General features: G+C 65.4%; 20 protein-coding genes. All 20 read right to left on the minus strand.

Features of this window, described 5'->3' with window-relative positions; all coding sequences use genetic code 11:
• Positions 1 to 2 precede the first annotated feature (2 nt).
• The 20 genes from GRB96_RS09430 to erpA all read right to left on the minus strand — a co-directional run bounded on the left by GRB96_RS09430 (position 3) and on the right by erpA (position 18456).
• Positions 3 to 1064 (minus strand): FAD:protein FMN transferase, encoded by a 1062-nt coding sequence (locus GRB96_RS09430; protein ID WP_161433069.1) that lies wholly within the window; start codon positions 1062 to 1064, stop codon positions 3 to 5.
• 86 nt (positions 1065 to 1150) lie between these two features.
• Positions 1151 to 1948, minus strand: a complete 798-nt coding sequence (locus GRB96_RS09435) for an undecaprenyl-diphosphate phosphatase (RefSeq protein WP_161431905.1) — start codon at positions 1946 to 1948, stop codon at positions 1151 to 1153.
• Between the two features lie 104 nt (positions 1949 to 2052).
• Positions 2053 to 3426: a magnesium transporter gene (gene mgtE, locus GRB96_RS09440; RefSeq protein WP_161431906.1), complete on the minus strand. Its 1374-nt coding sequence runs from the start codon at positions 3424 to 3426 to the stop codon at positions 2053 to 2055.
• A gap of 113 nt (positions 3427 to 3539) precedes the next feature.
• On the minus strand, positions 3540 to 3965 hold the full coding sequence (locus GRB96_RS09445) for a F0F1 ATP synthase subunit epsilon (RefSeq protein ID WP_161431907.1): 426 nt from the start codon (positions 3963 to 3965) through the stop codon (positions 3540 to 3542).
• 25 nt (positions 3966 to 3990) lie between these two features.
• Entirely contained in the window at positions 3991 to 5367 is a 1377-nt protein-coding gene (gene atpD, locus GRB96_RS09450) for a F0F1 ATP synthase subunit beta (protein WP_161431908.1), read from the minus strand.
• 66 nt (positions 5368 to 5433) lie between these two features.
• A complete protein-coding gene (gene atpG / locus GRB96_RS09455; protein WP_161431909.1) occupies positions 5434 to 6315 on the minus strand; it encodes a F0F1 ATP synthase subunit gamma in 882 nt (293 codons plus the stop codon).
• Positions 6316 to 6386: 71 nt separating this feature from the next.
• Complete coding sequence (atpA, locus tag GRB96_RS09460; RefSeq protein WP_161431910.1) at positions 6387 to 7931, minus strand: F0F1 ATP synthase subunit alpha; 1545 nt, start codon at positions 7929 to 7931, stop codon at positions 6387 to 6389.
• 16 nt (positions 7932 to 7947) lie between these two features.
• Positions 7948 to 8484, minus strand: coding sequence for a F0F1 ATP synthase subunit delta (locus tag GRB96_RS09465; RefSeq protein WP_161431911.1), 537 nt, complete (start codon positions 8482 to 8484; stop codon positions 7948 to 7950).
• 11 nt (positions 8485 to 8495) lie between these two features.
• Positions 8496 to 8966, minus strand: coding sequence for a F0F1 ATP synthase subunit B (locus GRB96_RS09470; protein WP_161431912.1), 471 nt, complete (start codon positions 8964 to 8966; stop codon positions 8496 to 8498).
• A 76-nt stretch (positions 8967 to 9042) separates the two neighbouring features.
• Positions 9043 to 9270, minus strand: coding sequence for a F0F1 ATP synthase subunit C (atpE, locus tag GRB96_RS09475; protein WP_023006402.1), 228 nt, complete (start codon positions 9268 to 9270; stop codon positions 9043 to 9045).
• Between the two features lie 77 nt (positions 9271 to 9347).
• A complete protein-coding gene (atpB, locus tag GRB96_RS09480; RefSeq protein WP_161431913.1) occupies positions 9348 to 10175 on the minus strand; it encodes a F0F1 ATP synthase subunit A in 828 nt (275 codons plus the stop codon).
• A 7-nt stretch (positions 10176 to 10182) separates the two neighbouring features.
• Positions 10183 to 10584, minus strand: coding sequence for an ATP synthase subunit I (locus GRB96_RS09485; RefSeq protein ID WP_240894148.1), 402 nt, complete (start codon positions 10582 to 10584; stop codon positions 10183 to 10185).
• 176 nt (positions 10585 to 10760) lie between these two features.
• Positions 10761 to 11681 (minus strand): ParB/RepB/Spo0J family partition protein, encoded by a 921-nt coding sequence (locus GRB96_RS09490; RefSeq protein WP_161431914.1) that lies wholly within the window; start codon positions 11679 to 11681, stop codon positions 10761 to 10763.
• A 36-nt stretch (positions 11682 to 11717) separates the two neighbouring features.
• Complete coding sequence (locus GRB96_RS09495; protein ID WP_161431915.1) at positions 11718 to 12488, minus strand: ParA family protein; 771 nt, start codon at positions 12486 to 12488, stop codon at positions 11718 to 11720.
• 31 nt (positions 12489 to 12519) lie between these two features.
• The gene (gene rsmG / locus GRB96_RS09500; RefSeq protein ID WP_161431916.1) at positions 12520 to 13170 is read right to left on the minus strand and encodes a 16S rRNA (guanine(527)-N(7))-methyltransferase RsmG; all 651 of its coding nucleotides are present in this window, start codon (positions 13168 to 13170) and stop codon (positions 12520 to 12522) included.
• Entirely contained in the window at positions 13167 to 15071 is a 1905-nt protein-coding gene (gene mnmG, locus GRB96_RS09505; protein ID WP_161431917.1) for a tRNA uridine-5-carboxymethylaminomethyl(34) synthesis enzyme MnmG, read from the minus strand. Before mnmG ends, rsmG begins: the two co-directional genes overlap by 4 nt.
• A gap of 543 nt (positions 15072 to 15614) precedes the next feature.
• Positions 15615 to 16382 carry an amino acid ABC transporter ATP-binding protein gene (locus GRB96_RS09510; protein WP_161431918.1) on the minus strand — a complete coding sequence of 256 codons (768 nt, stop codon included), beginning with the start codon at positions 16380 to 16382 and terminating at the stop codon, positions 15615 to 15617.
• A 34-nt stretch (positions 16383 to 16416) separates the two neighbouring features.
• A complete protein-coding gene (locus tag GRB96_RS09515) occupies positions 16417 to 17088 on the minus strand; it encodes an amino acid ABC transporter permease (RefSeq protein ID WP_161431919.1) in 672 nt (223 codons plus the stop codon).
• 109 nt (positions 17089 to 17197) lie between these two features.
• Positions 17198 to 17986, minus strand: a complete 789-nt coding sequence (locus GRB96_RS09520; RefSeq protein WP_161431920.1) for a transporter substrate-binding domain-containing protein — start codon at positions 17984 to 17986, stop codon at positions 17198 to 17200.
• Between the two features lie 116 nt (positions 17987 to 18102).
• The gene (gene erpA, locus GRB96_RS09525; RefSeq protein ID WP_161431921.1) at positions 18103 to 18456 is read right to left on the minus strand and encodes an iron-sulfur cluster insertion protein ErpA; all 354 of its coding nucleotides are present in this window, start codon (positions 18454 to 18456) and stop codon (positions 18103 to 18105) included.
• Positions 18457 to 18523 lie beyond the last annotated feature (67 nt).

An 18523-nucleotide genomic window follows, 5' to 3' on the forward strand; every position in this document is an offset into this window, starting at 1 on the left:
CATCACTCCTGATCCTGTTGTTCCTGTTGCCGCGAGCGACCGCCGGGCGCAGCCTCCAGCTCGAGCTCCTCCACCCGCGCGGCGCCGAACTGCTCGACGAAGGCGGGGGTGACCCGGGTGGTCCAGCCGTCATCCTCGCGTATGATCATCAGCGCACTCAGCTGGCGCTCCCGGGCCAGCGCCATGCCCGCCTCCTCGCCCAGCACCATCAGCGCCGTGGCCCAGGCATCCGCCCAGGCGTTGGAGGCGTGGAAGACGCTCACCGAGGCCAGCCGATGGGTGATCGGCCGCCCGGTGCGGGGGTCCAGGGTGTGGGAGTAGCGCCGCCCGTCCTCCTCGAAGTAGTTGCGATAGTCGCCGGAGGTGGCCACCGATACAGCGTGCAGCGGCAGCACGTGTCGGGCCTCCTGGCGGTCCGCCAGCGGCGCCTCGATGCCGATGCGCCAGGGCTCCGCATCGCCGTCGCGGTAGCCACGGGCGAGCAGGTCACCGCCGAGGTTCACCAGATAGTGCTCGATCCCTTCACTCGCCAGGAAGGCGGCCACCCGGTCGGTAGCGTGCCCCTTGGCCACCCCACCCAGGTCGATGGTCACCTCGCGTGTGCGCCTGGCCTCACGCTGCTGCTCGTCGAGCTCCAGGGCGTCCGTGCCGATCTGCGCCAGCCGCTCGGCCAGCTCGGCGTCGGCGGGGGTCTCCCTGGGGCGCGCCTCGGCGCCGAAGCTCCACAGGTTGACCAGTCCACCGATGGTCATGTCGAAGGCCCCGTCGCTGGCCTCGGCCACCGAGCGACCGATGGCCAGCACCTCGACCAGCGCGTCGGAGAGCGGCTGCCACTCCCCCGTCGGGGCCTGGTTGAACGCCGAGAGCTCGGAGTCATCACGATAGATCGACATGCTCGCATCCACCGCCTCGAGCTCGGCGAGGATGCCCTCCTCCAGGGCGTTGGCCTCGCCCTGGGTCAGGGAGTCGACGATGGTCACCTGGTAGAAACTGCCGAAGATGCTGCCCTCGAGGCGCACCGGCGAATCGAGCGGCCGGTCGCGCTCGGAGCAGGCCGCCAGCATCAGCACCGTGGATAACAGTAACCAGGGCAACAACGGCAAGGGGCGTCGAATCACGCGGTGACTCCTAGGGGATCAGCAGAACAGAGTTACCAGAATAGCCACAGCAGCCAGGCACCGAGAAGCAGCCGATAGATCACGAAGGGCTGCATGCCGACCCGCTTGATGAAGGCCAGGAAGAAGTGGATGCAGAGATAGGCGCTGATGCCCGAGAGCAGCGCCCCCACCGTCAGGGTGAACCAGTCCACCTGGGTCGCGTCGCGGATCAGCCCGAGGACCTCCATCCCGCCGGCCAGCACGATCACCGGGATCGACATCAGGAACGAGAAGCGCGCCGCCCCCTCGCGGCTCATGCCCAGCAGCAGCGCCGCGGTGATGGTGATGCCCGAGCGCGAGGTGCCGGGGATCAGCGCCAGCGCCTGGGCCAGCCCGATCAGCAGGGCATCGCGCAGGGTCAGCTGATACTCGTCGCGGCTGCCGCGATGGCGCAGGTCCGCGTAGGCCAGCAGCAGTCCGAAGGCGATCAGTCCGAAGGCGATGATCAGCGGCGAACGCATGCCCTCGGCGATGGCGTCATGGAAGGCCAGGCCCACCAGGCACACCGGGATCGTCGCCAGCACCACCCACCAGGCCAGGCGGGCATCGGGGTCCACACCGCGCCCCGCCAGGGATCCACCCCAGCTCACCGCCATGCGCACCAGCTCCTGGCGGAAGTAGAGCACCACCGCCGAGAGGCTGCCGATATGCAGCGCCACGTCGAAGGCCAGGCCCTGGTCGCCCCAGTCGGTCAGCGCCGGCACCAGGATGAGGTGGGCGGAACTGGAGATCGGCAGGAATTCGGTGAGTCCCTGGACGATGGAGAGTACGACGACCTGAAGCCAATCCATGGAGATGTCCTGTCAGCAGTGGCCAACGCCCGCAGGCGACATGCCGCGCAGAGGATACACGCCCGCCGCCACGCTGTCCGCCCCGCTTGCCATCGGGAGAGGCCTCATGCGGCGGAGAGAACCGCCGTGGCGATGCCGAAGTAGATCAGCACCCCAGAGGCGTCGATCAGCGTCGTCACCAGCGGCGCCGAGGCGGTGGCCGGATCCCAGCCCAGGCGGTCGAGCAGGAAGGGCAGGCACATGCCCAGCAGGCTGCCGAACAGCACGATGGTGACCATGCTCATGGCCACCACCAGGGCCAGCGCCTCGCCGCCGCGCATGATCCCGATGGGTGCCACCGCCAGGGCCATGGTCAGCCCCAGCGAGCCGGCCACCAGCAGCTCGCGTCCCAGCAACTTGCCCCAGTCCTTGATGCCCACGTCGCCGGTGGCCATGCCGCGTACCATCAGGGTGGCGGCCTGGGCGCCCGCGTTGCCGCCGCTGCCGATCAGCAGCGGCAGGAAGAACACCAGCGCCACCTGGGCGGCGATGGTCTCCTCGAAGTAGGCGATGCCCGCGCCGGAGAAGAGGTTGGCGAACACCAGCAGCACCAGCCAGATGACCCGCTTGCGATACAGGCTCCACAGCGGCACCCGGCTGACCCCGTCCTCCAGGGAGCCGATCGACATCCCCTTGTGGATATCCTCGGTGGCCTCGGACTCGACCACGTCCATGGCATCGTCATGGGTGACGATGCCCACCAACCGCCTGTCGGCATCCACTACCGGCAGCGCCAGCAGGTCGTAGCGGGCGACGATGCGCGCCACCGCCTCCTGGGCCTCGTCGACCGGGACGTGAATCACATCACGGATCATCAGCGCGTCGATGGGTTCTCCGGGGGGCGCCACCATCAGCTGGCGCAGCGACAGGGTGCCCGCCAGCCGTCCCTGGTCGTCGACGATATAGAGCTGGTAGACCGTCTCGGCATCGGGGGCCGTCTGACGCACCCGCATCATCGCCTGTGAGACCGTCATGCCGCTGGGGATGGCCACATAGTCCGCGGTCATGATCGCCCCGGCGGTGCCCTCCTCGTAGCTGGCCAGGCGCTTGAGCTCCTCGCGCTCGCGGCGCGCCATGCGTCGCAGCAACCGCTGGCGGCGCCCCTCATCGAGCAGGTTGAAGAGATCGGCACGCTCGTCGGACCCCATCTCCTCGAGGATAGTCAGCAGGCGCTCGTCGCTGAGCGCCTCGGCAAGCACCAGCTGAGCATCACCGGGCAGATGCCCGAGCACGCTGGCGCGACGCTCCAGTGGCAGGCGTCCCAACAGGGCAAGGGCCCGGGGCGGGTCGGCCTGTTCCTCGAGGATCGCCTCGAGAATCTCGGCGATATCCGCCGAACGCAACTCGGGCAGCAGGGCATCGAGCCGCTCGCCATCCTCCTCGTCGAGGGCCTGGCAGAGTGCAAGCCGGTGCATGTTCAGGCTCTCGCTGAGTGACATGGCATCCTCCACGGCGCCCCAGGGCCAGGCCACCGGGATGACAGAGACAAGAACGCCCCCGTACACGTCGTTGCCGACGCGCAGGGGGCGCGAGACTCACGCAGGGGCGATAATCAGCCCTTGCCGGCCTTCTTGCGCAGTTGCTGGATCGTGCGCAGCTGGGCCACGGCCTCGGCCAGCTCGGCCGATGCACGGGTGTAATCCAGCTCGGCGGACTTGTCGTTGAGGTTCTTCAGCGCATGCTGACGAGCCTCTTCGGCCGCCGCCTCATCGAGGTCATGGGCACGAGTCGCCGCGTCGGCCAGGATGGTCACCACGTCCGGCTGGACTTCCAGGAAGCCTCCCGAGACGTAGTAGTGCTCCTCCTCGCCATCGTGGATCACACGCACCGGGCCCGGCTTGAGCTCGGTGAGCAGCGGGGCGTGGCCGGGGAGGATCCCCAGCTCGCCCATGCGCCCGGTGGCGATGACCCGCTCGATCTGGCCGGAGAAGATCCCCTCCTCGGCGCTGACGATCTCGCATTTGAAGCTTTTCGTCATGACGACGTCTCCCAGGTAGACGGGATTACTTCATCTGGTTGGCTTTCTCGACGGCCTCGTCGATGGTGCCGACCATGTAGAAGGCCTGCTCCGGCAGCTCGTCGTACTCGCCGTCGAGGATGCCCTGGAAGCCGCGGATGGTGTCCTTGAGGGACACGTACTTGCCGGGCGACCCGGTGAACACCTCGGCCACGAAGAACGGCTGCGACAGGAAGCGCTGGATCTTGCGCGCCCGCGACACGGCCAGCTTGTCCTCGTCGGACAGCTCGTCCATGCCCAGGATCGCGATGATGTCCTTGAGCTCCTTGTAGCGCTGCAGCACGTTCTGCACACCGCGGGCGGTGTTGTAGTGCTCCTCGCCGACGACCAGCGGGTCGAGCTGACGCGAGGTGGAGTCCAGCGGATCGATGGCCGGATAGATACCCAGCTCGGCGATGGAGCGCGCCAGTACCACGGTGGCGTCCAGGTGCGAGAAGGTGGTCGCCGGCGACGGGTCGGTCAGGTCATCCGCGGGCACGTAGACGGCCTGCACGGAGGTGATCGAGCCGGTCTTGGTGGAGGTGATGCGCTCCTGGAGCACACCCATCTCCTCGGCCAGGGTCGGCTGGTAACCCACCGCGGAGGGCATCCGGCCCAGCAGGGCGGAGACCTCGGTACCGGCCAGGGTGTAGCGGTAGATGTTGTCGACGAACAGCAGCACGTCGCGGCCTTCATCGCGGAACTTCTCGGCGATGGTCAGGCCGGTCAGGGCCACACGCAGGCGGTTGCCGGGCGGCTCGTTCATCTGGCCGTAGACCAGCGACACCTTGTCGATGACGTTGGACTCGGTCATCTCGTGGTAGAAGTCGTTACCCTCACGGGTACGCTCACCCACGCCCGCAAACACCGAGTAGCCGCTGTGCTCGGTGGCGATGTTGCGGATCAGCTCCATCATGTTGACGGTCTTGCCCACACCGGCGCCGCCGAACAGGCCGACCTTGCCGCCCTTGGCGAACGGGCAGACCAGGTCGATGACCTTGATGCCGGTCTCGAGCAGCTCGTTGGAGGCCGCCTGGTCGGCGTAGCCCGGTGCCTTGCGGTGGATCGGCATGCGCTCTTCTTCGCCGATCTCGCCCGCCTCGTCGATGGGCTCGCCGAGCACGTTCATGATGCGGCCCAGCGTCGCCTTGCCCACCGGCACGGAGATGGCCGCGCCGGTGTTGGTGACGTCCATGCCACGCTTGAGGCCCTCGGTGGAGCCCATGGCGATGGTGCGCACCACGCCATCACCCAGCTGCTGCTGGGTCTCTAGCACGGTCTCGACATTCGAGACCTTCAGCGCGTCGTAGACCTTGGGAACATTGTCCCGCGGAAACTCTACGTCAATCACCGCGCCGATGATTTGTACGATACGTCCGCTCATCTTGGTTCCTCTCAAATACCTGAAAATGAAACCTGCATGCCGGGAGGGCCATGGCCTCCCTGGCGCTTATACGGCGGCGGCACCACCGACGATCTCGGAGATTTCCTGGGTAATGGCCGCCTGACGGGCCTTGTTGTACACCAGCTCCAGGTCGTCGATCAGATTGCCGGCGTTGTCGGTTGCACTCTTCATGGCGATCATCCGCGCGGCCTGCTCGCAGGCCCCGTTCTCGACCACCGCCTGGTACACCTGCGATTCGACGAATCGCACCAGCAGGCTGTCCAGCAGCGCCTTGGCATCCGGCTCATACAGGTAGTCCCAGCTACCGGGACGCTTGTCTTCTTCGTCGTTCGCTTCCGAGCCCATATCGGGCGACAGGGGCAACAGCTGACGGACCACCGGCTTCTGGGTCATGGTGTTGACGAACTCGTTGTACACCACGCACAGGCGGTCCAGCTTGCCCTCGTCGTAGGCATCCAGCATCACCTTCACGCTGCCGATCAGGTCCTCGACCTCGGGCGCCTCGCCCAGGCCACTCTTCGCGGCGACGAGGTTGCCCCCGTAGCTGCGGAAGAAGGTAGCGGCCTTGCTGCCCAGGGCACAGAAGTCGAGCTCGGCCCCCTGGTCACGCCACGTCCTGGCGTCCTTGACCACGGACTTGAACAGGTTGACGTTCAGGCCGCCACACAGGCCGCGGTCGGTGGAGACCACGATGTAACCGACGCGCTCGACCTCGCGCTCGACCATCCACGGGTGACGGTACTCCGGATTGGCATCGGCGACATGCGCGACCACGTTGCGGATCTGACGCGCATAGGGCTGGCTGGCCTTCATCAGGTCCTGGGCCTTGCGCATCTTCGACGCCGCGACCATTTCCATGGCGCTGGTGATCTTCTGCGTGTTCTTGATGCTCCCGATCTGGGTGCGTATCTCTTTTGCAGCTGCCATAGCGATCTACTCCGTTCGTGGCACTCAGTAAGCTCCAGGGCCCGCCCCGCGGGCGGGGCAGGCCAACGGCATTACCAGCTCTGAGTGGCCTTGAACTTCTCGAGACCCTCTTTCAGTGCATCCTGGATCTCGCTGCTGTAGTCGCCGGTCTGGTTGATCTTGTCGAGCAGCTCGGCGTATTCGGCCTTCATGAAGTCACGCAGGGCACGCTCGAAGTCCAGAATCTTGTTGACCTCGACCTCCTCCAGGTAGCCCTCGTTGGCGGCATACAGGGAGAGGGCCATCTCGGCCACGGACATCGGCGAGTACTGGTTCTGCTTCATCAGCTCGGTGACGCGCTGACCGTGCTCCAGCTGCTTGCGGGTAGCCTCGTCCAGGTCGGAAGCGAACTGGGCGAAGGCCGCCAGCTCGCGGTACTGGGCCAGGGCCAGACGCACGCTGCCGCCGAGCTTCTTGATGATCTTGGTCTGGGCCGAACCACCCACACGGGAGACCGACAGGCCGGCGTTGATCGCCGGACGGATGCCCGAGTTGAACAGGTCGGTCTCGAGGAAGATCTGACCGTCGGTGATCGAGATCACGTTGGTCGGCACGAAGGCCGAGACGTCACCACCCTGGGTCTCGATGATCGGCAGGGCCGTCAGCGACCCGGTCTTGCCCTTCACCTCGCCGTTGGTGAACTTCTCGACGTAGTCGACGTTCACGCGCGCAGCACGCTCGAGCAGGCGGGAGTGGAGGTAGAAGACGTCGCCCGGGAAGGCCTCACGGCCCGGCGGACGGCGCAGCAGCAGGGAGACCTGACGATAGGCCACGGCCTGCTTGGAGAGATCATCGTAGACGATCAGCGCGTCTTCACCGCGGTCGCGGAAGTACTCGCCCATGGTGCAGCCGGAATAGGCCGCCAGGAACTGCATCGGGGCCGGGTCGGCGGCGCCGGCGGCGACCACGATGGTGTGCTCCAGCGCGCCGTGCTCCTCGAGCTTGCGCACCACGTTGGCAATGGTCGACTGCTTCTGACCGATGGCCACGTAGACACAGGTTACCCCGGTGCCTTTCTGGTTGATGATGGCGTCGATGGCGATGGCCGACTTGCCGATCTGACGGTCGCCGATGATCAGCTCACGCTGGCCGCGACCGATCGGCACCATGGCGTCGATGGACTTGAAGCCGGTCTGGATCGGCTCGTCAACGGATTGACGAGTGATGACGCCGGGGGCGACCTTTTCTACCGCATCGGTCAGCTTGGCGTTGATATCGCCCTTGCCATCGATGGGGTTGCCCAGCGCATCGACCACGCGACCGCGCAGCTCGGGGCCCACCGGCACCTCGAGGATACGACCGGTACACTGGGCGGTCATGCCCTCTTCGAGCTGCAGGTAGTCGCCCAGCACCACGGCGCCCACGGAGTCGCGCTCGAGGTTGAGCACCATGCCAAAGATACTGCCCGGGAACTCGATCATTTCACCGAACATCGCGTCCTCGAGGCCGTGAACTTTCACGATGCCGTCGGAAACGCTGACGATGGTGCCCTGGTTGCGGGCTTCGGATGCGACGTCAAGCTTCTCGATACGCTGCTTGATGATGTCGCTGATCTCGGAAGGATTCAGTTGCTGCATGCCATGTCCCTCAGACTCAGGCGGAAAGGGCTTCGGAAAGGCGGTTCAATCGACCACGCACCGACCCGTCGATGACGGTGTCGCCGGCACGCAGGATGACACCACCGAGAAGCTCGGGATCCACCTGAGTGGTAATGGAGATTTCGCGATTCAGGCGCTTCTTGAGCGCGCCGGAGAGCTTGTCCTGCTGTGCCTTGGTGAGCTTGTAGGCCGAGACCACGGTAACGTCGACGCGCTTCTCGTGGTCGGCGAGCAGCGTCTCGAACTGTTCGCGGATCGCTGCCAGCGCCGGCAGACGCCCCTTCTCGCCCAGGGTGGCGAGGAAACGGGCGGCAGCCTCATCGAGGTCGACCTCCGCCAGCTCGACCACCATGGCCACCTTGCGCTCGGTGTCGAGCTTGGGGCTGGAGAGAAGCTTGAGCGCCTCACGGTTGGTTACCACCATGGCCAGCTTGCTCAGCCAGTCGGACCAGGTATCCAGCGTCTGGTGATCGCGTGCGTACTCGAACGCCGCCTTGGCATAGGGCCTGGCAACGGTAGACAGTTCCGCCATGGATCACCTCCTCACAGTTCGGCGGCAAGCTCGTCGAGCAGCTTGCGATGGGCCTTTTCGTCGATGGAGGCTTCCAGGACACGCTCGGCACCGGTGACCGCCAGGCGGGACACCTGGGCACGCAGCTCGTCCTTGGCACGATTGACTTCCTGCTCGATCTCGGCGCGGGCGGAGGCGACGATGCGCTCGCCTTCGACACGGGCCTGCTCGCGAGCCTCCTCGACCATCTGGGAGGAACGCTTGTTGGCCTGCTCGAGAATCTGTGAAGCCTGTTCCTTGCTCTCGCGCAGCGTCTGCTCGGCGCGCTCCTGGGCTAGCTCCAGGTCACGCGAGGCACGGCTGGCCGCATCCAGGCCGTCAGCAATCTTCTTCTGGCGCTCGTGAAGCGCGTTGCTGATCGGCGGCCACACGTACTTTATGCAGAACCAGACAAAGATCGCGAAGGCGATCGTCTGCCCGATCAGCGTCATGTTGATATTCACGGGGCGGTACCTCTGACAGGTTCGTGTTGACCGGAAACAAGCAAACCGAGCGCATGGCGCTCGGTGCTGTCATGTATTAGCCGGCAACGACGAAGATCAGGTACATCGCGATACCAACGCCGATCATCGGCACGGCGTCGAGCAGGCCGGCCATCAGGAAGGTCTTGGTCTGCAGCTGGTCGCCCAGCTCCGGCTGGCGAGCGGTAGACTCGAGCAGCTTGCCGCCCAGGATGGCGAAGCCGATGCCGGTACCCAGAGCGCCCAGGCCGATCATGAGGGAGGCAGCGATATAGACGAGTTCCATGGTAGTGCTCCTGATTGAGAGTAGTTTCGGGTTAAGGGTTTAGGGTTGAGGTTAAGGGTGTTGCAAGGGTATCGACTTCAGTGATGCTCGTGGGCCTGGCTCAGGTAGACCACCGACAGCACCGTGAAGATGAAGGCCTGCAGGGTGATGACCAGGATGTGGAAGATGGCCCAGGGCACGTTCAGGGTCCACATCACCCAGAAGGGCAGCAGGGCGATCAGGATGAAGATCACCTCGCCGGCGAACATGTTGCCGAACAGACGCAGGCCGAGGCTGAGCGGCTTGACCAGCAGCCCGATGATCTCCATCACCAGGTTGAAGGGAATCAGCGACCAGTGGTTGAAGGGGGTCAGCGAGAGCTCCTTGGCGAAGCCGCCCACGCCCTTGACCTTGAGGCTGTAGTAGATGATCAGGCCGAACACGCCGATGGCCATGCCGAGGGTGGCATTGGGATCGGTGGTCGGTACCAGCTTCATGTACTCGATGCCCAGGCGGGCGAACAGCTCGGGGGCATAGTCCACCGGCACCAGCTTGAGCAGGTTCATCAGGAAGATCCAGACGAACAGCGTCAGCGCCAGGGGCGCGATCACCGGGTTACGGCCATGGAAGGCACCGCGCACGGTGAGCTCGACGAACTCGATGATCATCTCGACGACGTTCTGCAGCGGCCCGGGCACACCGGTGGTCGCCATCTTGCCGGCCTTGCGGAACAACCAGATGAACAGCAGCCCCATGGCGATGGACCAGCCCATGGTGTCCAGGTGGATCGCCCAGAAGCCCATCTCGCGAGCTTCCTCGGCACCATGTGCCAACGACCACCCATTCTCGGGGTGGTGGCCGAAAGTCAGGTTCTGGAGGTGGTGCTGTATGTAGTTAGCCGCCGTGTTATCACTGCCTGCTGCCATGCGAAGATCACCTCGGTTGAGGGGTCGACCGCTCGCGCCTGAGCCAGGGTGCCAGCCAGGGCATGAGATGGGTCGCCACGTATGCGCTGAAGAAAGAAATCGGGTTTGAGGGGGGCACGGCCACGAAGACCATTGCCAGCAGTGCCACCGTCAAACCGAACTTGCCTGCTTCCGCACGATAAAGGTTCATCACGAACCGCTGCGCCTGTCGGCCGCCACGTGCCTGACCGCTTCTCCAGACGAAGAATGCCTGGGGAATCAGCCCGACCAGTGCACCCGAGAGGGCGGATTTCCCCGCTTCGACGCCGCCGATCAGGGTCGCCGCCACGATCACGACGCAGACGCCCAGCACTTCCAGTCGCAGCAGGCGCCAGCCCATGGTACGCCGGCGAGTGGCGGGATGTCTCATCGTCTTCTCGCCGCTCCCTTGATCGGGCAAGGCGCAAGGCCAAAACCACCGCGGATTATAGGGAAGCCCCCCCGGCGCTTCAACTGAGGCACCACGCTTTCGACCTGATTTCCGATCACTTTTCGACCAAAGGTGCAGAAATTGTCGACAGCTTGACGCGCATCATGCTGTATCACCTAGCGGATATGTTCCAGAATGCCATCCAGTTCATCGAGGCTGGCGTAGCGGATGGTCACGCGTCCCTTGCCACCGCGGCCATGCTGGATCTTGACCGGTGCACCGAGGACTTCGCCCAGGCGGGTCTCCAGTCGCGCGACATCAGGGCTCGGAGGTGCCGGCTCTGACTTGCGGGGCGCCCCCTCGGCGAGGCGCTTCACCAGCGCCTCGGTCGCACGCACGGTGAGGTCCTGATTGACCACCTCATGAGCGGCCTGGCGCTGCTTGGCGGCGGAAAGCACGAGCAGGGCGCGCGCGTGGCCCATGTCCAGGTCGCCACGCTCCAGCAGGGTCTGCACCTCGGGGTCGAGGGCCAGCAGGCGCAGCAGGTTGGTGACCTGGGTCCGGGACTTGCCCACCGCATCGGCCACCTGCTGCTGGGTCAGCTCGAACTCCTCCAGCAGGCGCTTGAGGGCCATCGCCTCCTCGACGGGGTTGAGGTTCTCGCGCTGGATGTTCTCGATCAGCGCCAGGGCCAGGGCTACCTCGTCGCTGACCTCGCGGATCACCGCAGGAATGACATCGAGCTCGGCCAACTGGGCGGCCCGCCAGCGCCGCTCGCCGGCGATGATCTCGTAGCGGTCCTCGGCCACCGGGCGAACCACGATGGGTTGCATCACCCCCTGGGCACGAATCGAGTCGGCCAGCTCCTCCAGCGCCTCGGGCTGGATGTCGCGGCGCGGCTGGTACTTGCCGCGGCTGAGCTGGCCCAGCGGCAGGCGCTCGAGGCGCTCGGCCGGTTCCGGTTCGCTGGCGGGGTTGCTGGCCGCCGCCTCGCCGTCGGCGAGCTCCACCTCGGGCAGGTCGAGACTCTCGCGGCGGCGGGCATTGCCACCGATCAGGGCATCCAGGCCTCGTCCCAGGGCGCGTTTACGCGTCATCGACATTCCCTCATCACTGATGTTGCACAACAGGGATTACAGCGACAGGCGCCGAATCAGTTCCTTGGCCAGCACCCGATGAGCCTGGCTGCCCCGCGAGAAGCGCGCGTACTTGGTCACCGGCAGGCCGTGACTGGGCGCCTCGGCGACCCGCACGTTGCGCGGGATGGTGGCCTTGAGCAGGGTCTCGCCGAAATAGTCACGCAGCTGTTTGGTGACGTCGCGGGTCAGGCTGTTGCGGGCATCGAACATGGTGCGCAGGATGCCGTACACCTCGATCCGGGGATTCACGCTGTCCTTGATCTGCTCCACGGTGTCGAGCAGCGCCGAGAGCCCCTCCAGGGCGTAGAACTCGCACTGCAGTGGAATCAGCACGCCGTGGGCGGCGGTCAGGCCGTTGACGGTCAGCATGTTGAGCGAGGGCGGGCAGTCGATCAGCACCACGTCGTATTCGTCCGCGACACCGGCCAGAGCATTCTCCAGGCAGCGCTCACGCCCCGCCTCGCGATCCAGCAGGGCCACCTCGGCGGCGGTGAGGTCGCCGTTGCCCGGCAGCAGGGCATAGCCGGCCTCGGGGCAGTCGAGGATCACCCCGGCGGCATCGCGCTCGCCCAGCAGCACCTCCAGCACACTGCCATCCAGTTCATGCTTGTCGATGCCGCTGCCCATGGTCGCATGGCCCTGGGGATCGAGGTCGACCAGCAGCACGCGACGGTCCAGGGCCGCCAGGCTGGCGGCGAGGTTGACCGCGGTGGTGGTCTTGCCGACGCCACCCTTCTGATTGGTCAAGGCGATGATCTTGGTCACGGGCAACTCCGTTGCGGGGAAACGCGGGTTGTCAGGGAGCCGGGGCTTGCGTCCGGCGCTCGAGCACCACCAGCAGGCGGGTACCGACCTCGAAGGGTACCTCGAGGAGATGGCGCGCCACCGGCGTGACTTCCGCCGGCAGCCCGGCAAGCTCCTCGTCCACGGCGGGACCCTTCATGGCCAGCCACTGGCCGCCGGGGACCACCCGCTCGCGGGTCAGCGCGACGAAGTCCCCGAGGCTGGCGAAGGCTCGCGAGATGACCTGGTCGTAGCGCTCCTCGAAGGCCTCGATCCGCGCCTGCACCGGGGTCACGTTGTCGAGGCCCAGCTCCAGCGCCGCCTGGCGCTGGAAGCGAACCTTCTTGCCGTTGCTGTCGAGCAGGGTCACCTCGAGCCCGGGCTTGAGGATCGCCAGCACCAGCCCCGGGAAGCCCGGTCCTGCGCCCACGTCGAGCAGCGTGCGACCGTTCAGATAGGGCAGCACCGCGGCGCTGTCCAGCAGGTGGCGCGAGACCATCTCCTCGGCTGAGCGTATCGCGGTGAGGTTATAGGCGCGGTTCCACTTGTGCAACAACCCGACCAGGGCGAGCAGTCGACGGCGCTGCTCGGGGTCCACGGCGATGCCAAGCTGCGCGAGTCCCTGGTCGAGGCGCGTGGCCACGGGGTCTGCGATGGCCGTCATGCGCTGGCTACCTGATGGTCGTCGAGGAGTCGGCGCTTCTTGAGGTGAATCAGCAGGATCGACACCGCCGCCGGGGTCACCCCGGAGATGCGCGAGGCCTGGGCCAGGGTCTCGGGGCGTGCCTCGGCGAGCTTCTGGCGGATCTCGTGGGAGAGCCCGTCGACCCGGGTGTAGTCGAGATCGACGGGCAGCGGCGTGGCCTCATGCCGCTTCAGCTTGGCGATCTCGTCACGCTGGCGATCGATATAGCCCTGATACTTGGCCTGGATCTGCACCTGCTCGGCCACCGACTCGTCGTCCACAGGATCGCCCGGGATACCCGGCAGCCCCGCCACGTCGGCATAGCCCAGCTCCGGACGCTTGAGCAGGTCCATCAGGCTGTACTCCCGCGCCGGCGCCTTGCCGGTCTTCTCGGCGATGCAGGCGGCCGCCTGGCTGTCGGGCTGCACCCAGCTGGCCCTGAGTCGAGCGCTCTCGCGCTCGATGGCCTCACGCTTCTCGCTGAAGGCCGCCCAGCGGGCGTCGTCGACCAGCCCCAGCTCGCGGCCAGCCTCGGTGAGGCGCAGGTCGGCGTTGTCCTCACGCAGTAGCAGGCGGTACTCGGCCCGCGAGGTGAACATGCGGTAGGGCTCCTTCGTCCCCAGGGTGATCAGGTCGTCCACCAGCACGCCGAGATAGGCCTCGTCGCGACCCGGGCACCAGGAGTCGAGCCCCTGTGCCCGGCGGGCGGCGTTGAGACCCGCCAGCAGCCCCTGGGCGCCTGCCTCCTCGTAACCGGTGGTGCCGTTGATCTGACCGGCGAAGAAGAGGTTGGCGATGAACTTCGTCTCCAGCGAGTGCCGCAGGTCCCGCGGATCGAAGAAGTCATACTCGATGGCGTAGCCGGGACGGGTGATATGGGCATTCTCCAGTCCGCGCATGGAGCGCACTACCTGCAACTGCACATCGAAGGGCAGCGAGGTAGAGATGCCGTTGGGATAGAGCTCGTGGGTGTCGAGCCCCTCGGGCTCGATGAAGACCTGGTGGCTCGTCTTGTCGGCGAAGCGGTGCACCTTGTCCTCGATGGAGGGGCAGTAGCGCGGCCCCACCCCCTCGATCATCCCGGAGTACATCGGCGAGCGGTCGAGATTGGCGTGGATGATCTCGTGGGTACGCTCGTTGGTGTGGGCGATGTGACAGCTCACCTGGCGGGGATGCTGAGCGCGATTGCCCATGAACGACATCACCGGGGTGGGGGTATCTCCCGGCTGCTCCTCCAGCTGCGAGAAGTCCAGGCTCCTGGCATCGAGGCGAGGCGGAGTACCGGTCTTGAGGCGATCGACACGGAACGGCAGGGCGCGCAGGCGTTCGGCCAGGCGGTTCGAGGGCGGGTCGCCGGCGCGCCCGCCGCGGGTGCTGTCGAGCCCGATATGGATCACCCCACCGAGGAAGGTTCCGGTACACAGCACCACGGTCTCGCCTAGGAAGTGGATGCCGGTCTCGGTAACCACGCCCCGTACCTCGTCGTTGTCGACGATCAGGTCGCCGGCGGCCTGCTGGAACAGCGTCAGGTTGGGCTGGTTCTCCAGCAGGCCGCGGATCGCGGCCTTGTAGCGAACCCGGTCGGCCTGGGCGCGGGTGGCCCTAACCGCGGGCCCCTTGCGGGCATTGAGAACACGGAACTGGATCCCGCCGAGATCGGTGGCCAGGCCCATGGCACCACCCAGGGCATCGATCTCCTTCACGAGGTGGCTCTTGCCGATGCCGCCGATGGCCGGATTGCAGGACATCTGGCCGAGGGTCTCGATGTTGTGGGTCAGAAGCAGGGTACGTGAGCCCATGCGAGCGGCGGCCAGGGCGGCTTCGGTTCCCGCATGGCCGCCGCCGATGACGATGACGTCGAAGCGGTCGGGGTAATCCAAGGTGCACCTCGTTGGCGCCGCGGCGCCTGTCTTTCTGTCAGAGGGTGAAATCAGCCCGGCAGTATAAACCTCCTGTGGGTAATCGTCAGGGTTTTCCACACGTGTTTCCAACCAGGCTCGTTCCCTCCTGACCTATCAATTAATATCAGTATATAAATAAAGAAGTTCTGTTGTGGTTGTAACTACTGGTGTGGACAAAAACCGTGGATAAGTCATTTCCTGCCATTTTCTTCAGTAGCTTACGTTGTTGACCAAGCACAGGAGAAAGGGACGACAGCCTGCGGACTAGCGGTCGCGAACCTGTGGATGGAATGCCACCTTGTCCACAGTGCCGGCGCTGCACCGCTTGTCCACCGATGGGTACCAGGCTTGTGCCCGCGGCTGTGAACAACTGGGGTATTTATCCACGAGCCCCTCCAGCATGGGCCCCGTAGCCAGAATCCGGGGTATCGAAAAAAATTCTGTCCACAGACGAAAAAAGGGCCCTGCCGCAACGCGACAGGGCCCTTTTTCATCCTGATGGAGTCGATCCTGGTGGTTGAGCTAGTGCTTGAGTACGCGAGAGAGGAAGCTTCGGGTGCGTTCATCATTCGGGCTATCGAAGATCGTCTCCGGCGGGGCCTCCTCGGCGATCTCGCCCTGATGGACATAGATGACGCGATCGGCCACTTCGCGGGCGAAGCCCATCTCGTGGGTGACAATGATCATGGTCATGCCTTCCCGGGCCAGCTCGCGCATGGCGTCGAGCACTTCGCCGATCATCTCCGGATCCAGCGCGGAGGTAGGCTCGTCGAACAGCATCAGCCGCGGCTCCATGGCCAGGGCGCGGGCCAGGGCGACGCGCTGCTGCTGGCCACCGGAGAGCTGGGCCGGGTACTTGTCGGCCTGGTCGGAAATGCCGACGCGCTCCAGCAGGCGTTCGGCGGTCTCCATTGCATCCTCCTGGCTCCAGCCACGTACCTTCATGGGGGCCAGGGTGACGTTGTCGCGCACGCTCAGGTGGGGGAAGAGGTTGAACTGCTGGAACACCATGCCCACCTCGGTGCGGATCTTCTGCAGGGCGCGGCCGCTCTTGCCGTGGGGGGTGAGTTCATTGCCGTCCACCTCGATGTGCCCGGACTGGAACTCCTCCAGGCCGTTGATGCAGCGGATCAGGGTCGACTTGCCCGAGCCGCTGGCGCCGATGACCACCACCACCTCGCCGGGCATCACCTCGAGGTCGATATCCTTGAGTACGTGCAGCTTGCCGAAGTGCTTGTTGACCTTCTCCATGCGGACGATGGCCGTGGTCGGGTTCTCTTTCTGTGTCATGTGCTTGGCCTCCCTCGCTCTTTTTTTAACCCCATCACTGGCCGACCAGGCCACGCCGCTCGAGCTGGCGCAGCAGGATCGACAGGGTCCAGGTGATGGCCAGGTAGAGCAGTGCCACCATCAGGTAGACTTCCATGGCGGTGAAGGTGGTGGCGATATAGATCTGCCCCTGGCGTACCAGCTCGCCCACACCGATCACCGAGAACAGCGAGGTGTCCTTGATACTGATGATGGCCTGGTTGCCCAGTGGCGGGATCATGCGGCGCAGGGCCTGGGGCCAGATCACGTAGCGGAAGGCCTGGGTACGAGACAGGCCCAGGGAGAGCGAGGCCTCGCGCTGGCCGCGTTCGATGGACTGCACACCGCCGCGGACCACCTCGGAGATATAGGCGCCCGAGTTGACGGCGATGGCGGCGATCCCTGCGGTCAGTGCGTTGATCGGCTCGCCGAGGATCTGTGGCAGGCCGTAGAAGATGAACAGCACCTGCACCAGGATGGGGGTGCCGCGAAATACCTCGATATAGAAGATGGCGGGCAGGCGCAGCCAGAAGAGCGGGCTGATGCGCATGAGGCCGAAGATGATGCCGATCACGAAGCCGATGGCGAGGCCACCGAAGGAGATCAGCAGCGTCCAGGGAATCCCCGGCAACAGGTGGGGTATCGAGCTGAAGGCGGCCGCCCAGTCGAATTGGAAGGTCACGTCCACGAGGAGGTCTCCGGGAGCGTTGAACGACGCGGGGCCGGGTGGTCACACCGCCCGGCCCCGCGGACTCTCGCGTCGCCCTCAGGGCGACGATATCGGGAGGGGAGTCGCCTCAGTCGTCACTGGGCGCCTCGCCGAACCACTTGGCGTAGATCTCATCATAGGTGCCGTCCTCCTTCATCTCGGCCAGCGCCTGGTTGACCGGCTCTACCCACTCGCTGCCCTGATGGAAGACGATGCCGTACTGCTGGCCCTCATAGAGCGGCCCGACCACCTTGGTGCGGCCTTCGCCGCGGGTCTGGGCGAAGTAGCCGACGTTGGGGGCATCGTAGAAGGCGGCGTCGACGTTGCGGCCGAGCAGCGCCATGTACATGTCGGAGGTGCCCGGGTAGGGAGTGATCTCGGCGCTGTCGCCCAGGTTCTCCTGGAGGAAGTCGTAGCTGGTGGAGCCGATCTTGGTGGCCACGCTCAGACCTTCGAGGTCCTCGAGGGTCTCCACCTCGTCGTTATCGGCACGCACCATGATGCGCAGGCCGGAGTCGTAGTAGGGATCGGAGAAGTCGACGATCTCCGCGCGCTCTTCAGTGATGGTGACACCGGCGATGGCGATCTCCTGGCTGCCGGTCTGGATGGCCGGGATGATGCCGTTGAACTCCATGGTGGTCAGGTTGACCTCGAAGCCGGCGCGCTCGGCTACCTCATGGATGATGTCCATGTCGAAGCCGACCATCTCGCCGGTCTCGGTGTCGAGCATCTCGAAGGGCACGAAGCTGGGGTCGGTGACCACGTTGACGGTGGTGTCCTGGGCCAGGGCGGAGCCGGCCAGGCCGGTGCCCAGCGCCAGGGCACTGGCCAACAGGGTGTGCTTCAGGAAGGGTGTTGCCGCAGTAGATTGTTTCATGAGATTCCCCGTTCTTGGGACTTTTCTGATGGGACTCGCCATTTCAACCTTGGCGAGATTCCCGCAGAGCGTCAAGTCGGGGGATCTCACGCTTCCCCGCGGCCGGGGAGGCGCCGCTATACCATGAAGGAGGCGCCACAGCCGCAGGTGGTGGTGGCGTTGGGGTTCTGGATCAGGAAGCGGGCGCCGGCCAGCCCCTCCTCGTAGTCAACGGTGGAACCCACCAGATACTGGTAGGAGAGCGGGTCGATCACCAGCGCCACGTCGCCGAACGGGATGACGGTGTCATCATCGGCCGCCTCGTCGGCAAAATCGAAACCGTACTGGAAGCCCGAGCAGCCGCCGCCGGTGACATAGACCCGCAGCTTCAGCTCGCTGTTACCCTCCTCTTCGATCAGCGCACGCAGCCGGGCCCTTGCGCTGTCGGACAGCATCAGGGGCGTAGGGACGAAGGATTCGGCTTCGCTCATGGAGGACTCCAGGGGAAGGAAGTGTGACCGGTCATTATCCGCAATCCCCAGCAAAAGGGTCAACTTT

Source organism: Halomonas alimentaria (assembly GCF_009902005.1).
In the GTDB taxonomy this organism is placed as follows: Bacteria; Pseudomonadota; Gammaproteobacteria; order Pseudomonadales; family Halomonadaceae; genus Halomonas; species Halomonas alimentaria.

What these genes read in the sequence shown, in the direction of transcription:
- GRB96_RS09430 (WP_161433069.1), bottom strand. Translation starts at nt 1,064, where the DNA reads ATGCTGGCGGCCTGCTCCGAGCGCGACCGGCCGCTCGATTCGCCGGTG.
- GRB96_RS09435 (WP_161431905.1), bottom strand. Translation starts at nt 1,948, where the DNA reads ATGGATTGGCTTCAGGTCGTCGTACTCTCCATCGTCCAGGGACTCACC.
- mgtE (WP_161431906.1), bottom strand. Translation starts at nt 3,426, where the DNA reads ATGTCACTCAGCGAGAGCCTGAACATGCACCGGCTTGCACTCTGCCAG.
- GRB96_RS09445 (WP_161431907.1), bottom strand. Translation starts at nt 3,965, where the DNA reads ATGACGAAAAGCTTCAAATGCGAGATCGTCAGCGCCGAGGAGGGGATC.
- atpD (WP_161431908.1), bottom strand. Translation starts at nt 5,367, where the DNA reads ATGAGCGGACGTATCGTACAAATCATCGGCGCGGTGATTGACGTAGAG.
- atpG (WP_161431909.1), bottom strand. Translation starts at nt 6,315, where the DNA reads ATGGCAGCTGCAAAAGAGATACGCACCCAGATCGGGAGCATCAAGAAC.
- atpA (WP_161431910.1), bottom strand. Translation starts at nt 7,931, where the DNA reads ATGCAGCAACTGAATCCTTCCGAGATCAGCGACATCATCAAGCAGCGT.
- GRB96_RS09465 (WP_161431911.1), bottom strand. Translation starts at nt 8,484, where the DNA reads ATGGCGGAACTGTCTACCGTTGCCAGGCCCTATGCCAAGGCGGCGTTC.
- atpE (WP_023006402.1), bottom strand. Translation starts at nt 9,270, where the DNA reads ATGGAACTCGTCTATATCGCTGCCTCCCTCATGATCGGCCTGGGCGCT.
- atpB (WP_161431913.1), bottom strand. Translation starts at nt 10,175, where the DNA reads ATGGCAGCAGGCAGTGATAACACGGCGGCTAACTACATACAGCACCAC.
- GRB96_RS09485 (WP_240894148.1), bottom strand. Translation starts at nt 10,584, where the DNA reads ATGAGACATCCCGCCACTCGCCGGCGTACCATGGGCTGGCGCCTGCTG.
- GRB96_RS09490 (WP_161431914.1), bottom strand. Translation starts at nt 11,681, where the DNA reads ATGACGCGTAAACGCGCCCTGGGACGAGGCCTGGATGCCCTGATCGGT.
- rsmG (WP_161431916.1), bottom strand. Translation starts at nt 13,170, where the DNA reads ATGACGGCCATCGCAGACCCCGTGGCCACGCGCCTCGACCAGGGACTC.
- GRB96_RS09510 (WP_161431918.1), bottom strand. Translation starts at nt 16,382, where the DNA reads ATGACACAGAAAGAGAACCCGACCACGGCCATCGTCCGCATGGAGAAG.
- GRB96_RS09520 (WP_161431920.1), bottom strand. Translation starts at nt 17,986, where the DNA reads ATGAAACAATCTACTGCGGCAACACCCTTCCTGAAGCACACCCTGTTG.
- erpA (WP_161431921.1), bottom strand. Translation starts at nt 18,456, where the DNA reads ATGAGCGAAGCCGAATCCTTCGTCCCTACGCCCCTGATGCTGTCCGAC.